Origin of the sequence: Ruoffia halotolerans (assembly GCF_014049385.1) — a bacterium.
GTDB classification, from domain to species: domain Bacteria; phylum Bacillota; class Bacilli; order Lactobacillales; family Aerococcaceae; genus Ruoffia; species Ruoffia halotolerans.
The window spans coordinates 12,558-28,258 of the sequence record NZ_JACAOA010000001.1 but is presented as its reverse complement, the minus strand read 5'-3'; the positions used below and the strand labels follow the sequence as shown (position 1 = coordinate 28,258).

The window sequence follows — 15,701 nt, the reverse complement described above, 5'->3', positions numbered from 1 at the left end:
TTCAAGAATAATACTTGCATTGAACAAATATCCATGTTAGTATTATTTCGGAGTCGAGATAACACTTCATTGATCACTAATAAAAGTGAAAGACTTGACCTCTAAATTGATTCATGTTAACATTAATTCGAAATCGAGATGTAAACATTTAAAGTAAAATTTTAAATGCTTTTGCTCGGTTATAATTTTTAACTTATAATTCGAAAACGAGATAATAAAATATGAACAATCTTTTAGGAGGAGCAACAATGAACAGAACCGAAGAATCATTAAAAGCATTTGTAGGGATCCAAAGAACAAGCGAAACTTTAGATAGAACAGTTAGAAAAGACTCAAGAAAACACGGTCTAAACTTAAATGAGTTTGCCGTACTAGAATTATTATTGAATAAAGGGCCACAACCTATTCAACAAATAAAAGAGAAAATTCTAATTGCGAGCAGCAGTACTACTTACTTAATTGATAAATTATGTGAAAAGGGACTTGTTGAGCGAATTGTAAATGAACAAGATCGTCGTATCATTCGTGCCTCTTTAACACCTAGCGGGAAAGAGTTAATTGAACGCATCTTCCCATCGCATGCTGAATTGATTAGAGAATCATTTGATAAATTATCGGATAATGAACTCGCACAACTACGGTTCTTATTGAAGAAAATGAATGGCATAGACAACAAATAAAGGAGAGTTTTATTATGACAAACAATTTTGAACTTAATGGAATTCACCACGTTACAGCGATTACGAATAGTGCTGAAAGAAACTATAAATTTATCACAGATATTTTAGGTATGCGTTTAGTTAAAAAGACAGTAAACCAAGATGATATCCAAACGTATCATACATTCTTTGCGGATGACATCGGATCACCAGGAACAGATTTAACATTCTTTGATTTCCCGAATATCCCTTCAGGAACTTATGGATCAAACTCAATTTCGCGTATTGGCTTACGTGTTCCTAACGATGCAGCTTTAGAATATTACTTAAACCGTTTTAAAGAATTTGATGTCAAGCATGGTGAGATTGAAGATTTATTCGGTACAAAAGTTTTAGAATTTGAAGAAGAAGATGGTCAACGCTACCGTTTATTCTCTGACGAGAATAATGAAGGGGTAGAAGCTGGAACACCTTGGCAAGATGGACCAGTACCAACAGATAAAGCTATCTACGGGCTTGGACCGATTGAAATTACTGTAAGTTATTTTGATGACTTCAAACATTTATTACAAGTAATCTATAATATGAAACCAATGATTGAAGAAGAGGAAGTTGCCGTCTTTGAAGTTGGTGAAGGTGGAAACGGTGGTCGTGTTATCTTACGTAAAGATGAGGAAACACCCGTTGGAATCCAAGGTTACGGAGAAGTTCACCACGTTTCATTTAGAGTTGAAGACCATGCCGCAATTAAATCATGGGAAGCAAAATATGACCAAATCGGCGTTCGCCACTCTGGTTGGGTAGATCGTTTCTTCTTTGAAGCAATATATGCACGAATTGGCCACATCTTAATTGAAATATCTACAGATGGACCAGGCTTCATGGGTGACGAACCATATGAATCGTTAGGAGAAAAATTATCATTACCGCCATTCTTAGAAGAAAAACGTGACGAAATCGAAGCATCTGTACGTCCATTTGATACAACGCGCAATAAATAATAGCCAGGCGACTTTGAAATCATTAATACAATATAAGGAGCTGATAATATGGAACCAGTGAAACATTTACACCATATTACTGCGATTGCAGGTCCCCCTCAAGAAAATTTACACTTTTATCGTGATGTTTTAGGCTTAAAATTAATTAAGCAAACAGTTAATTTTGACGATGTAAATACATATCATTTTTATTTCTCAAATAAGGGTAAGGATGATGGAACAATCTTAACGTTCTTCCCATGGGATACGCGTAATCGTGGTGTTAAAGGTAGTGGGCAAGTTGGAAGAATTGCTTTCTCAGTACCTAATGGGTCATTAGAACATTGGAAGAAACATTTAGAAACTCATGATGTTATTTTTGAAGAATCGAATATGTTTGGAAATCGTGGAATTATCTTTGAAGATAACCATACTTTACGCCTAGCAATCGTCGAAACTGATGAAGAGAATAATAATTCAGATATCTTAGGTTACTACGGCGTGGAGTTGCTATCAAGCCAACCAGAAGCAACAAGAGATACATTACGTGACCAACTCGGTTTAGAGGAATTAGAAGCCACATTAGAATTCTTCCACTTAGAAACAGTGGAAGAACAACGTCATCACATTATTATACCTAAAGAAGCACCAGCGAGAGGTAGAGACGGTGTTGGAACAGTTCATCACGTGGCTTGGTCAATGGAAGACGATCATAAACAGCAAGAATGGTGCGAATATCTACAAGATGAAGGTTTCCATGTCACAGAAGTAAAAGACCGTAATTACTTTAAAGCGATGTACATGCGAGAAAAAGGCCATGTTCTATTCGAATATGCGACCGATGGTCCAGGCTTTGCTGACGATGAACCTTTAAATGCTTTAGGACAAAACTTTTGCTTCCAGAACAATATGAAAGCCAGTGAGAAGAAATTGAGAAAGCTTTACCAAAATTCGAAATATAGGAGGATTTATGCATTTTTTTAAAGCAGATAATATGTCCTCAAAGGACAATAAAAAGAAGTTAGCAGGTACAACTATTCCAAGGCCGATTGCATTAGTGATGACGCAATCAGATGAAGTCATTAATATTGCACCTTTTAGTTACTTTAATATTGTTTCTAACAACCCACCTCTCGTTTCGATTGCGATACAACGATCGAATGGTCAACTAAAAGACACTTCAAGAAATATTCTCGCAAAGAAAGAAGCGACGGTTCATGTTGTAGATGAGCGAATCGTAAAGGATGCTAATGCAACATCAGCAACATTGCCTGCATATGAGAGTGAGTTAAGTGTATCAAACTTTAACTTTATAAACTCAGAATTGATTGGCACACCAGGGATTAAAGAAGCCCTCGTCCGCTATGAGACACAGTTGTATAAAGCTGTTGAAATTACGGATGCATCAGGGTTAATCGTTGCGGATTTAATCATCCTAGAGGTGGTTGGTTTTCATCTTGCAGAAGAGATTTACGATGTTGACACAGGCTATATTATAGCAGACAAACTGAAACCTGTGAGTCGATTAGCCGGTGCGGATTATGCCAAATTAGGTACGCAATTTGATTTAGTCCGACCAGATTAAAGGAGTTAATAATTTATGGAACATATCTTTAGAGAAGGAAAAGCAAACCATCCTGTATTCATTATGTTACATGGAACGGGTGGAAATGAAACAAATTTACTACCCTTAGGTGAGATTTTAGATCCTGAGGCAGCAATCTTAGCCATCCGTGGAGATGTCGTAGATAATGGCATGTTACGCTACTTTAAACGTAAAGAAGAAGGCGTATATGATGTTGAAGACTTAAATCAACGCGGAGAAGCTTTACATCAGTTTATCGTTGAATCGAGTAAAGAATATAACTTTAATTTAGATGATGCAGTCTTTGTTGGCTTTTCAAACGGATCAAACATTGCAATCAATATCTTATTAAGAGAAGACAGTCAAGTGAATAAAGGGGCACTCTTTGCACCAATGTATCCAGTGGACGTGTCTCATAATACAAAAGATATGAAAGATGTTTCAATTTATTTATCAATGGGAGAAAATGATCCCATCGTTTCGTTAAATGATAGCGAGAATGTTGTTGATATCTTCGAGACACGCGGCGCAGAAGTCACAACGTTTTGGGTAAATTCCCATGAGTTAAATGGTGAAACAGCTATGCAAGCAAAAGCTTGGTTAAATAGAGTTTTTAAATAATATAATAACAGAGGGACGAGATCATAATAGAACTCATCCCTCTGTTTGTTTGTGAATAAATTTGCTTTGAACTAAGTGAAATATCTGTTCAATAATAAAGAACAGCAAGATAGATACTAAAATTGAGCCCGGATAATAAAAGATATTAGGTACGGAAGAAAAGATGGGTTTATCTCTAAGATAAAAGTAATTACCATTAACAATTGGATTAAATAACGTCACGAAGACAAAGTATACTAAAAACAATAGAATGACACGCTTAAGTGCGGATGCATAAACTTTATAGTTATAGGCAATCATACCGTAGAAGGGTAGTAGCAATGTAATAACATGATTCGTTAAAAAACTCACCCCTCTAGGATGCGTAATCGGTTCAATGTTTGATGGTACTAAGAAACTTAACCAAGCAAACACTGAGAAATAGGCAACGATGTTAAATAATTTATCAGATTTAGTAAATAAGAAAATGATACCTAGAATGGTATTAATCCGACTAATGTGGAAGGGTAAGGATTCTTGTAATGTAAATTCACCGAGTAGGACATAAGAACCGTATAATAAAATTTGTTGAAGGATTGAAATAGTCAGAATGTATTTTGATATGGTTTCACGGTGATTGCTAATATACGTTTGATTCATAAACAAGAGGCAGGTAAAGAAGATTAAAACGGAAATATATAATAAGTGATTTGGACCAAAAATTTGAATGTATTCCATGATAGTTACCTCCCTTTATAATATATTAGTTATAAAAAAATAGTTTAATATGCATTCATTTTAAGAATCTCATTTCTTTTTGTCAAACTCATTTTTCATTTGTACTTTTAGATAGATATCGGTAAAATTAAATAAAAAGTATAAGGAGTTGTGAATCAGTGTTCCTAGAAGAATTGATTCAAATTGTTAGCCCACCCATTATTCATATATTAGAATTAATCGGAATTTTTATTATTTTTTTCGGTAGTTTAAAGGTACTTTGGATTTTTATGAAATCTGGCTTTAACTTTCATGATAAGGCGATTACGATTACTTTAGGTGAAGTCCTCGCTTTGAGTTTACAGTTTAAACTTGGGGCAGAGGTTATTAAGACGGTCGTTATTCGAGATTTACAAGAACTGATTGTATTAACCGTAGTTGTAATTCTAAGAATAGTTCTAAGTGTTGTCGTTCACTGGGAAGTAAAGAACGCGAATATGGAAGAACGAGAGCGTTTAATGACCGATTCAGACAGTTTCGATTAATCAGCACTTATTATATACATACAAATACACCTTGTTATTCAAGATTGTTAGTCAATTGAATAATAAGGTGTATTTGTGTAAAAATTACTAATCTAAATTAAATTCATCTTTGAAAAATTCTTCGCGTTTCTCAAAACTAACTTCTTCATGGATTTCATGTAACATCCAAATGTAATTTGCTTTGTCTAAGAACATACCATTGGTTATACCCATTTCAGGCATATGCGAGAGTTCCTGAATGACAAAAGCGCCATTATCAATCGCTTTTTGGAAGGTATCCTTAATGTTAGGCACCATTACATTAAACCATAAAGTTTTAGGCTCATCTTCTGTAGGAGCTAATAAATTATACTCAGCGTTTGCATCCAAAAGGTGGAAGCGAGTGCCGTATAAAGTAAACACCGCTTCGTTTAAACCTGTTGGGAAACTTGTCTTTTCAATGACTTCTAAAGCATCAGTAAAAATTGCTTGATACATTTCAAGTGCTTTTAGAGAGTCTTCAACAACGAAATCAATTTCTACGCCTGTAATCATTTATTTGTTCTCGCGTTGATCATTACTGAAGTAATCAGCTACAACGGTTGCCATTGAGCGAGCAGCAATCATCATTGAGCCTTCTTCGATATCTAATTTAGGATGGTGATGTGGGAAAGCTTCTTTATCTACTGGGGCTGCACCAACATAAAAGAAAGAACTTGGAACTTCTTTAGCGTAGTAAGCGAAGTCTTCTGATGGAGACATTGGTCCTGCTTTAACAACTCCTGTAACATCTTCAAGATTAGCTTCAGATAAAATTGCACCAATGTGTTCTGTTAATTCGGGATCATTGTATAGAACAGGGTAGTCATTTGCGTAGTCAAGTTCGCAAGTAACGTTGTACATAACTTCAAGACCTTTCACGATACGTTTTACTTCGTCTTCTATTTTTTTACGTACTTCTTCAGACATACCACGAACGTCACCTTCAAGGACTACTGAATCTTTAATAGCGTTGAACGACCCTTTACCGTCGAAAGAACCGATGGTTACAACACCTGTATCGAATGGACTTAAACGACGTGAAACAACTGTTTGTATCGCTGTTACAAAGTAACTAGCCGCAACAATCGCGTCATTCGCTTCGTGAGGACTTGAACCATGTCCACCAACACCTTGTACTTTAAGAACAAATTTCGCACGACCATTTTGAGCTTCACCTGATACGTAATGAATTTCTCCATATGGTTTGTTCGACATTACGTGGATACCAAAGGCATTATCAACACCGTCTAAGACACCGTCTTTAATCATACCGATAGCTCCTCCTGGTGGAACTTCCTCAGCATCTTGATGAATTATAACAATCTTACCTTCGAACTCATCTTTTAATTCGATTAGAGCATCAGCTAGGATAAGCATGTAAGCAGTATGGGCATCATGACCACATGCATGCATCACACCTGGGTTTTTAGATGCAAAGGGTAAACCAGTGGCTTCTTCGATAGGTAGTGCATCAAAGTCGGCACGGATAGCTAACGTTTTACCTGGTTTACATGAATCAATCGTTACTTTAACCCCGTGATTACCAACATTTGTTTGAATATCTACATCTTTATCTTTGTAAAAGTCCGCGATGTATTTAGAAGTATTCACTTCTTCAAAAGATAGTTCTGGATTTTCGTGTAAATAGCGACGAATATCAATCATCAGATCTTTATTTTCTTCAATTTTTGCTAGTAATTTCTCTAACATTGTATGCCTCCTAAGGTTTTTCTAACTTAAATAATCTTATTCCTATTTCAGTGTATTTTCAAGCTTTACCGCTTGTGTTTCCTTTATTGTTAGTCGATTAAAAATTGGTTATAATACAATTGAGAATGTGTAAAGTCGGCTACTAAAATTTACACACGAGATTTTAAAAACGCTTATACTACAATAGGTTTTCTGAAAAAAAGTAAGTTATAACGAACAATATGATTGTTTAATTAATATTCGTGCGTAGAAGTAATGCAAGGTTTACTATGTGCCTTATAATTAGAAAACAGACAGGGATTTTATTAGATTCTAATATGAAGAATATTGTTGACAATATAAAAGCTGTAATAATACGATGGAGGTGGTTAAGAATGGCTGAAAAAAATTTAAAACAGACCCCACTTTTTGATTATTATGTTGAGAAAGGGTTAAAATTAACTGATTTTGGAGGCTGGGCACTGCCAATCCAATTCACAAAGATTCAAGAAGAACATGATGCGGTTCGTCAAACGGTTGGGATTTTTGAAGTTTCTCATATGGGGGAAATTTTAATTAAAGGTTCAAATGTGCTTGAATGGTTTAATCAAATCATCACGAACGATACACAAAAGACTTCATTAAACGACGCACAGTATACTGCCATCGTGAATGAGAATGGCTATACTTTAGATGATTTGATTTATTACTATGTTGCAGAGAATACATTATTTGTCACTCCCAATGCTGGAAATAAAGACAAAATTCTAGCATGGTTGAATGAACATAATTCCGATAACACAGTTGAGATCGTCGATCAATCAGCAGAATACGGATTAATTGCGGTTCAAGGTCCAAATTCTGAAAAAGTATTAAAGGAAATGGCAACACCTGAAGTGTTAGAATTAAATAATTTCCAAATGTTCAGTGAACAAACTATTGCTGGTGTTGAATCAGTGCGTATTTCTAAGACAGGATACACAGGTGAATTGGGTTATGAATTATATATTCCATGGTCAGAGACAGCCGAAGTTTGGGAGACGTTGCTTAACGTAGGTGAGTCTTATGGACTGAAAGAATGTGGTCTAGGAGCAAGAGACACTTTACGACTTGAAGCTGGTATGGCTTTATACGGCAATGATCTTAGCGAAGAAATTACACCGATAGAAGGTGGGATTGCTTTTGCAGTCGATTTAAATAAGGAGAACTTTATTGGTAAGGAAGCCCTTGAGACAGTGAAGAATGATCCGAATCGATATATGTCTCGTGGCTTTGAACTTACTGGAAAAGGAATTGCCCGACAAGGATATAAAATCTATGAATCAGAAGAAAGTACGAAAGTCATTGGGGAAGTAACATCTGGAACAAAATCACCAACCTTTAAAAAAGCACTCGGTTTTGCGCAAATAAGAAAACCATATGCTAAAATAAACAATCAAATTTTTATTGAAATTCGAAATAAACGCGTACCAGCGATGATTACTAATAAAGATTGGTTAAAAAATAAGTAATTGGAGGAAGTACAATGGATAAAAATACATTATTTTACACAGAAGATCACGAATGGGTTCAAGTATTAGATGACAATACTGTTCGTATCGGAATTACAGATTACGCTGTAGAACAATTAGGGGACATCGTCTATGTTGAAGTACCCGAGTTGGATGAGAAATATGATTTAGAAGAAGCATTCGCAAACATTGAGTCAGTGAAATCTACGTCAGAAATTTACGCACCGATTGCTGGAAAAGTGACTGCAGTGAATGAAACTTTAGAAGATGAACCTGAGAACGTTAACGAAGACCCTTATGAATTAGGGTGGATTTGCGAATTAACAAGTGAATCAGCTGTTGATACATCTCATTTAATATCATTAAAACAATATACTGAATTTGTAGAAGATTAAGTTTATTTTCAATCCAGTAATCTGAATGAATGTTTAAATGTGAGAGGATGAATGAGTTGAAAAAATTTCGTTATTTACCTCATACAGAGGAAGACAGAGAAAAAATGTTAAATACCATTGGCGTTAAGTCAGTGGATGAATTATATGAAGACGTCCCAAAAGCAGTTAGAACCCAGGAAAGAATGGATTTACCTAAAGAGTTAAGTGAATTCGAACTAATTAAACACGCTCGAGAGCTAGCTGGTAAGAACACGAATGCTACGCAGATGCCTTACTTTATCGGGGCAGGAACGTATGATCATCACATACCTTCAATTGTCCAAGCAATAATATCTAGACAAGAATTTCTAACAGCATATGTTCCGTACCAGCCAGAAATTAGTCAAGGAGAGCTACAGGCTTTATTTGAGTGGCAATCTATGATTGCAGAGTTGACTCAGATGGAAGTGGCAAACTGTGGGATGTATGACGGATACAATGCTATTGCTGAAGCAGCGAATTTAGCGATTAGTTCTATAAGAAAATCAGCAAAAATCTTAATATCACACGGGGTTAACCCACAAGGGATTGATGTCTTAAACACCTATGGCTTTGGTAAGGAATATGAAGTGAATGAAATACCTTTAACAAACGATGTGACAGATATTGAAAAGCTCAAAGAACAATTAGATGAGTCTGTTGCTGCTGTCATTATTCAATACCCAAATTTCCTTGGATCTGTTGAAGATTTGAAAGAAATTAAAGAAGCCATGAGTGGTACAAAAGCATTACTTATTGTATCAGCAAATCCACTTGCTCTAGGTGTTCTAGAAGCGCCTGGTAAGTTAGGTGCAGATATTGTTGTTGGAGACATACTACCATTTGGTATTCCAATGTCTTATGGTGGTCCTCACTGTGGATACTTTGCAACTAGGAAGAAATTAATGCGTAAAATACCTAGTCGTATTGTCGGCCAAACGAAAGATGAAAATGGCGAGCGTGGTTTCGTTATGACTTTAGCTACCCGTGAACAACATATTCGTCGTGAGAAGGCGATAAGTAATTATAGTTCAAACCAAGCTTTATATGCTTTAGCTTCTGCCATAGCTATCTCTGCTTTAGGGCGAGAAGGTATTGTTGAGATGGCAAAGCAAAATATTAATAAAGCTCATTATTTAAAAGACCAATTAGAAGCGCAAGGCTTTAAAGTTCTTAATCAAGTGCCTTTCTTCAATGAGTTTGTAATTCAATTAGAGCAACCCGTTAAAGAAGTTAATTTGGCATTACACCAACTAGGCTTTGTTGGTGGTTATGATGCAACTCGCTCAACGGGTATTGAGAATACTTACTTATTATGTGCAACGGAGAAGCGCTCGAAGTCAGAAATCGATGCTTTTGTTTCGAGTTTAGTAGAGGTGACACGTCATGCTTAAAGAATATAATGAATTAATATTTGAAATCTCTCAACCAGGTCATGTCAGTTATGATTTACCAGAGAACGATGTCCCAACATATGATTTAACTAAAGATTTACCTGAATATTTAAATCGACAAGAAGTAGCAAAATTACCAGAAGTGTCAGAATTGCAACTGGTACGACACTATACAGCCCTATCGAATAAAAACTTCGGTATTGAGTCTGGACCATATCCGCTTGGGTCATGTACGATGAAATATAACCCAAAAGTGAATGAGACGATTGCTGCTTTAGACGGATTCAGTCAAATTCATCCTCAACAAGAACCAGAGACAGCTCAAGGAGCCTTAGAATTATTGTATAACTTACAAGAATACCTTGCTGAAATTACAGGGATGGATCATATTTCTCTTCAACCTGCGGCTGGAGCTCATGGAGAATTAGCTGCAATATTGATGTTTAAAGCTTTTCATGAAGTGAACGGTGAAGGCGTCCAACGTAAGAATATTATTGTTCCAGACTCTGCTCATGGGACAAACCCTGCGACAGCAACGGTTGCTGGCTATGAAACGATTGAAATCCCTTCAACTAAAGAAGGCATTATAGATATTGAAGCATTGAAACAAGTAGTCAATGAAAAGACTGCGGGTATTATGTTAACGAATCCTAATACAGCAGGTTTATATGAACGTGATATTCAACAAATTGTAGACATTGTTCATCAAGTAGGTGGCTTAGCATATTACGATGGTGCTAATTCAAACGCGATTATGGGAATGTCTAATCCGGGCACAATGGGCTTTGACGCTGTTCACTTGAATTTACATAAGACTTTTACAGGACCTCACGGTGGTGGCGGGCCAGGATCAGGGCCAATTGGCGTGAAAGCGAACTTAGAAGCTTTCTTACCTGTTCCTAGAATTGAAAAAGTAGACGAGCATTACGTTATTAACTCAGACTACCCTCAAAGTATTGGTCGAATTAAAGGTAACTTTGGAAACTTTGGTGTGAATGTGCGTGCCTATTCTTATATTAGAACTATGGGTGCAGATGGCCTAACGCAAGTGTCTAAAGATGCCGTCTTGAATTCTAATTATTTGAAAGCACGTATTAAAGAATATTACGACGTTCCTTTTGCCCAACATTGTATGCATGAATTTGTTGTGAGTTGTAAGCGACAAAAAGTTGAGCATAATGTCAATGCGAAAGATATTGGGAAACGTTTGTTAGACTATGGTATTCATTCACCAACGACATACTTCCCACTAATTGTAGAAGAATGTCTGATGATAGAACCGACTGAAACGGAATCAATCCGTGAATTAGACCAAATTGCAGATGCTTTTATTTCAATTTCAAAAGAAATTATGGAAGATCCAGAAATGGTTAAACAAGCACCTCACTTGACATCAGTTAGAAGATTAGATGAGACAACCGCTGCACGTAAGCCAGTGTTAACTTATCAAGCGAGTCTTCAATGATAAATAATAAAGTTTGACGGCAGATATTCATTTTCTGTCGTCCTTTTCATTTCAAAATAAAACCAAAAAAATATATATTTTAAAAGTCTCTTTGTCAAATAGGGTTGATGACTCATTTTAATCAAGATCAAGCAGCATAAGTTGTTGCTTGATCTTTTTTATTTATCTGAGGGACATATAATCGCGTCATGAGTAAAATGTAGAGCCTTTTAAAATCATGGGATAAAAGAGCATAAAGTCAAGCTTTATCATGGTATCGAAGCCAATACTATGGTAAATTAATTGATAAGTAGATTTAATTACTTAAACAAAATTAATGACGATGATTACATAATAAGAGGTGGATGGATGTCGATTCGATTAGCAACACAAAGTGATTTTGATATCATTATGGACAATTATAGAGTGATGACCGAATATCCGGGGCAAGTTGACGCTGGGGCGGGTTGGGTACTTGGTATTTATCCTGATGAAACAATGATTCAAGAAGCGATTAATCTTAATCAATATTATGTTTATGAACTAGAAGACAAAATCTGTGGTGGAATGATTATTAATGAAGCCTATACAGAAGGTTACGAAAAGGTAAACTGGCAAATACAAGCCGATGAAGGCGAATTCATATCGATACACGCTCTAGGTGTCATGCCCGAAGCAAGAGGCAAAGGCATTGCAAAAGCATTAGTGCAATTTGCCCAAGCTTACGGGAATGAACACAATTATAAAGCCATTCGCATTGATGTTTACGGTGTAAATAGAGCTGGAAAGAAATTATATCCAGCAACTGGCTTTGTTTTGGTTGATACCACTGAACTGTATTATGAAGATACAGGTTTAGGAAAATACTTAATGTATGAGTACATCATTTAGGGGGACTTTGTTTATGGAAATTACTATTTGGTCGGATTTTGTTTGTCCTTTTTGCTACATTGCTGAGGAGCACTTAAACCAAGCTTTATGTACTTTTTCTGAGAAGGACGATGTGACTATTGAATATAAAAGTTTTCAACTAGATCCAGTGGGAACTTACCAATCTGAATTGAACTATTATGAAACCTTTGCGAAATTAAAAGGGATGCCAATGGATAAAGTCACTCAAATGATGGATAGTGTCAAAAACATGGCAAATGAAGCCGGTTTAACAATAAATTATGACGATGCAAAGTACTCAAACACGTTAAAAGCTCACCGAGTCTTCCAGTATGCAAAAGAAGAAGGACGAGGGAACGATTATTTCCATCGCTTTTATCGAGCGCATTTCGTCGAAGGTTTGAATATAGAAGATAATGAAGTCATTGAAAAACTCAGTCAAGAACTAGAACTAAACTTAGCTGATGTTCAATCGATTCTTAATGATAGTCAAACTAATCATCAAAAAGTCCAAGATGATATTGCTACAGCGGGCTCGATTGGTGTTCAAGGGGTTCCATTCTTTGTGTTTAATAATAAATATGCTGTTTCAGGAGCTCAACCAATTGAGGTATTCAAAAATGTCCTTGAACAAGTTGCAGCTGAGTCATAAAATGAAGTATATATTTATAGGAGGTGGATGTATTGGAAAAAATTAGACAATTCCCTAAACGATATGTGATTACTGCCATCGTAGTTCTTTTAATTTTACTAATTTATTTTGTGGGTGCTTTTTACTTTCAATCTCATTTCTTGCCCCGCTCTTATGCAGGACCAGTGGAAATTAGTCAAATGACACCACAACAAGCGACCGAAACGGTGGAGCAGAACCTTGAATCAAAAACTTTGATTTTTAATGAAAATGAAAATAATATTGGCTACATCGAAATGAACCAAATTGGTATGTCAGCTGAAGTAGATGAACTTATGGGTCAAGCCATTCAAAATCAGAATGGCTGGAGTTGGCCAATTGCCTTCTTCAATGGCGATAAAGTCGTTAATATTCAAAATCAGATTCAAATTGATGAGAATATTGTAGCTGGCTTGGTTCCTAGTCTTGGAATTAATAATGAAGAAAGAGAACCATCCGTTGATGCTCAATTAGTGAAGAATGACAATGGTGAAATAAGTGTTGCAGAAGAAACATACGGAAACCAAGTAACTTCGGATAGTTTAGCTCAAGCGATTGTTGAGTCAGTGGGAGCAGGAGCGGGGCGGTTAAATATCGAAGACGCCTATGTTAAACCAACAGAGTTAACTAAAAGTGAGAGCTTGATTCAAAGAGCAGATATCATTGAACAAATGAAAAGTACATCTATTACATTGGAATTCGACGGAAACTCTATTACAATCCCGCAAGAGCAAATTAACGCTTGGATTTATTTAGATGAGGATAATAACCCACAAGTGGATCAAGAAGCTGTGGAGGAATATATTCTTTCACTAAATGAACAATTTGCAGGTTTATTCTTACCTCGTAATTTTAATAGTACTTATCAAGGAGAAGTTCAAGTACAACCTGGTACTTATGGTTGGTTTATCGATCGTTATGATGAAGCAGAGTTGATTGTTCAAGATATACATAACGGAGCTCAAGTCACTAGAGAACCTGTGATCGGTGGAAGTGGTTACGGTATGGGAGATTATGTCGGAGAGGATTATGTTGAAGTCGATATTGCTTATCAAATGATGTTTATTTACCGTGATGGACAACTCGTATTAGACACACCCATTGTTTCAGGAATCATTGGGGCAGAAACAGTTCCAGGCGCGTATCAAGTTTGGAATATGGAACAAGATACGAACTTAGTTGGCTACAATACAATTACTGAACAAGATTATGTTCAACCTGTGTCATATTGGATTGCTTTTGATGACCAAGCGCAAGGTATTCATGATGCCTCATGGCAGTCATCTTTCGGTGGGAATGCGTACCAAACAGCCGGATCACTTGGTTGTATTAATACGCCGCCCGGAATGATGGGGCAAGTATTTGAATTAGTTGAATATGGTATGCCAGTCATTATTTTTTAAATCTAGACTATAAAAAGAAATCGGGCTATCTTTAGTTCTCACTAAGGATAGCCCGATTTTTTGTTGTTATGTCATTATAGATGTTCGTTACCAAGTTGTTCATCTTCATCATGATACTCAAAATAACGTTCTTTGTAGATACGTATAATGCTATTGAGTTTCACTAAAGACTCTTCATAATTATAAGTTGCTGATAAGATATGAATAACCCCATTACTATCATTCTCATAGCTCGTATCGGCTTCCAGTTCATCCCAAGCTTGATCAAAGAATCGCTTCATAAATTCTAATTTAAAATCTTTTTGAGAATGAATAAAATTCACTTCTGATGCTGAAACTCGACCACTAAATTTAAGTAAAATTTGTTCGTGCCCAACCATTAATGTTTCAATGTGTTCGCGGAGCATTATTCTTAAATCTACTGGGAAACTTTGAAAGACGTGATCATTCGAATGAAGGGCATCAAGTAAATCAATGACTGATTTAGTTGTTTTAATCATTTGACGATAAATAACTAATCGTCTTGCTTTACCCATTCTCTCTGTCTTAGAGAATGTTACTTCATTGTTCATTAAATCAAATAGAGTTGTTAGAGTAGAATATTCTTTTCTTGCCCATTGGATATCTCGATGTAGAATCGAGAAAGTGACATTCTTTCTGAGTGTCGCACGAATGAATATTAAAACTTCATTCGTCAAATTGACCAGAGTTGAGTAGAAAGGTTTGTCATGTTGCGGAGGGTAGACTAACCAATTAATAATGAAAGAAACAATCACCCCAATCGTTGTTTCTAACACACGGTATAGTGCAGCTAGATAATAATTGTCTGAAGTCGTTAACATTACTGCTACAACTGTGATAACTGCTAATGTTAACACATCTGATAAGTTTAAGGCATTTAATACTGCAATCGTAACTACGGCAGCAATACCGATGGCTACAGGGTTACTCCCGATGGCAAAAAGCATGAAGACCGCAACGAGACCACCGATGATGTTACTTACTAATCGACGAGTAAACATGTCGAAAGATTTTCTTACTGATGGCATCGTTGTTGTAACTGCGGCAATCGCTGCAAGCGCTGCACTGTTATCAGGAATCAGTAGTATAGATAAATATGTCGCAAGTGAAATCGCTAGTCCTGTTTTTAAGACCCGCGCGCCAATTTTCATTTTTTTA

At 36.2% G+C, this 15,701-nt stretch carries 17 protein-coding genes; 13 read left to right on the top strand and 4 right to left on the bottom strand.

Features of this window, described 5'->3' with window-relative positions:
- Positions 1-248 precede the first annotated feature (248 nt).
- From HW423_RS00150 to HW423_RS00130, 5 genes are read left to right on the top strand one after another with little or no spacing between them, the layout of a single operon-like run.
- Entirely contained in the window at positions 249-680 is a 432-nt protein-coding gene (locus HW423_RS00150; protein WP_218929944.1) for a MarR family winged helix-turn-helix transcriptional regulator, read from the top strand.
- Positions 681-694: 14 nt separating this feature from the next.
- Positions 695-1,660 (top strand): VOC family protein, encoded by a 966-nt coding sequence (locus tag HW423_RS00145; protein WP_218929943.1) that lies wholly within the window; start codon positions 695-697, stop codon positions 1,658-1,660.
- 48 nt (positions 1,661-1,708) lie between these two features.
- The gene (locus tag HW423_RS00140; protein ID WP_235956158.1) at positions 1,709-2,623 is read left to right on the top strand and encodes a VOC family protein; all 915 of its coding nucleotides are present in this window, start codon (positions 1,709-1,711) and stop codon (positions 2,621-2,623) included.
- The gene (locus HW423_RS00135; RefSeq protein WP_218929942.1) at positions 2,610-3,224 is read left to right on the top strand and encodes a flavin reductase family protein; all 615 of its coding nucleotides are present in this window, start codon (positions 2,610-2,612) and stop codon (positions 3,222-3,224) included. Before HW423_RS00140 ends, HW423_RS00135 begins: the two co-directional genes overlap by 14 nt.
- A 15-nt stretch (positions 3,225-3,239) precedes the next feature.
- Positions 3,240-3,845 carry an alpha/beta hydrolase gene (locus HW423_RS00130; protein ID WP_218929941.1) on the top strand — a complete coding sequence of 202 codons (606 nt, stop codon included), beginning with the start codon at positions 3,240-3,242 and terminating at the stop codon, positions 3,843-3,845.
- A 33-nt stretch (positions 3,846-3,878) separates the two neighbouring features.
- Here HW423_RS00130 and HW423_RS00125 read toward each other — a convergent pair whose 3' ends face one another.
- A complete protein-coding gene (locus HW423_RS00125) occupies positions 3,879-4,562 on the bottom strand; it encodes a YwaF family protein (RefSeq protein WP_218929940.1) in 684 nt (227 codons plus the stop codon).
- A gap of 158 nt (positions 4,563-4,720) precedes the next feature.
- Here HW423_RS00125 and HW423_RS00120 point away from each other — a divergent pair, with 158 nt between their 5' ends.
- On the top strand, positions 4,721-5,086 hold the full coding sequence (locus HW423_RS00120) for a DUF1622 domain-containing protein (RefSeq protein ID WP_218929939.1): 366 nt from the start codon (positions 4,721-4,723) through the stop codon (positions 5,084-5,086).
- 87 nt (positions 5,087-5,173) lie between these two features.
- Here HW423_RS00120 and HW423_RS00115 read toward each other — a convergent pair whose 3' ends face one another.
- Positions 5,174-5,620: a VOC family protein gene (locus HW423_RS00115; protein ID WP_218929938.1), complete on the bottom strand. Its 447-nt coding sequence runs from the start codon at positions 5,618-5,620 to the stop codon at positions 5,174-5,176.
- A complete protein-coding gene (locus HW423_RS00110; RefSeq protein WP_218929937.1) occupies positions 5,621-6,817 on the bottom strand; it encodes an amidohydrolase in 1,197 nt (398 codons plus the stop codon).
- Positions 6,818-7,191: 374 nt separating this feature from the next.
- On the opposite strand from HW423_RS00110, the gene gcvT reads away from it, so the two are divergent.
- The 7 genes from gcvT to HW423_RS00075 all read left to right on the top strand — a co-directional run bounded on the left by gcvT (position 7,192) and on the right by HW423_RS00075 (position 14,522).
- A complete protein-coding gene (gene gcvT / locus HW423_RS00105) occupies positions 7,192-8,307 on the top strand; it encodes a glycine cleavage system aminomethyltransferase GcvT (protein ID WP_218929936.1) in 1,116 nt (371 codons plus the stop codon).
- 14 nt (positions 8,308-8,321) lie between these two features.
- Positions 8,322-8,702: a glycine cleavage system protein GcvH gene (gcvH, locus tag HW423_RS00100; protein WP_218929935.1), complete on the top strand. Its 381-nt coding sequence runs from the start codon at positions 8,322-8,324 to the stop codon at positions 8,700-8,702.
- 56 nt (positions 8,703-8,758) lie between these two features.
- Positions 8,759-10,114, top strand: a complete 1,356-nt coding sequence (gene gcvPA, locus HW423_RS00095; protein WP_268951444.1) for an aminomethyl-transferring glycine dehydrogenase subunit GcvPA — start codon at positions 8,759-8,761, stop codon at positions 10,112-10,114.
- Positions 10,107-11,579, top strand: a complete 1,473-nt coding sequence (gene gcvPB / locus HW423_RS00090) for an aminomethyl-transferring glycine dehydrogenase subunit GcvPB (RefSeq protein ID WP_218929933.1) — start codon at positions 10,107-10,109, stop codon at positions 11,577-11,579. Before gcvPA ends, gcvPB begins: the two co-directional genes overlap by 8 nt.
- 348 nt (positions 11,580-11,927) lie before the next feature.
- Positions 11,928-12,449, top strand: coding sequence for a GNAT family N-acetyltransferase (locus HW423_RS00085; RefSeq protein ID WP_218929932.1), 522 nt, complete (start codon positions 11,928-11,930; stop codon positions 12,447-12,449).
- Positions 12,450-12,462: 13 nt separating this feature from the next.
- Positions 12,463-13,101 (top strand): DsbA family oxidoreductase, encoded by a 639-nt coding sequence (locus tag HW423_RS00080; RefSeq protein WP_218929931.1) that lies wholly within the window; start codon positions 12,463-12,465, stop codon positions 13,099-13,101.
- Positions 13,102-13,133: 32 nt separating this feature from the next.
- Positions 13,134-14,522: a L,D-transpeptidase family protein gene (locus tag HW423_RS00075; RefSeq protein ID WP_218929930.1), complete on the top strand. Its 1,389-nt coding sequence runs from the start codon at positions 13,134-13,136 to the stop codon at positions 14,520-14,522.
- Positions 14,523-14,596: 74 nt separating this feature from the next.
- On the opposite strand, the gene HW423_RS00070 is transcribed toward HW423_RS00075, so the two are convergent.
- On the bottom strand, positions 14,597-15,694 hold the full coding sequence (locus tag HW423_RS00070) for an FUSC family protein (RefSeq protein ID WP_218929929.1): 1,098 nt from the start codon (positions 15,692-15,694) through the stop codon (positions 14,597-14,599).
- Positions 15,695-15,701: the final 7 nt, after the last annotated feature.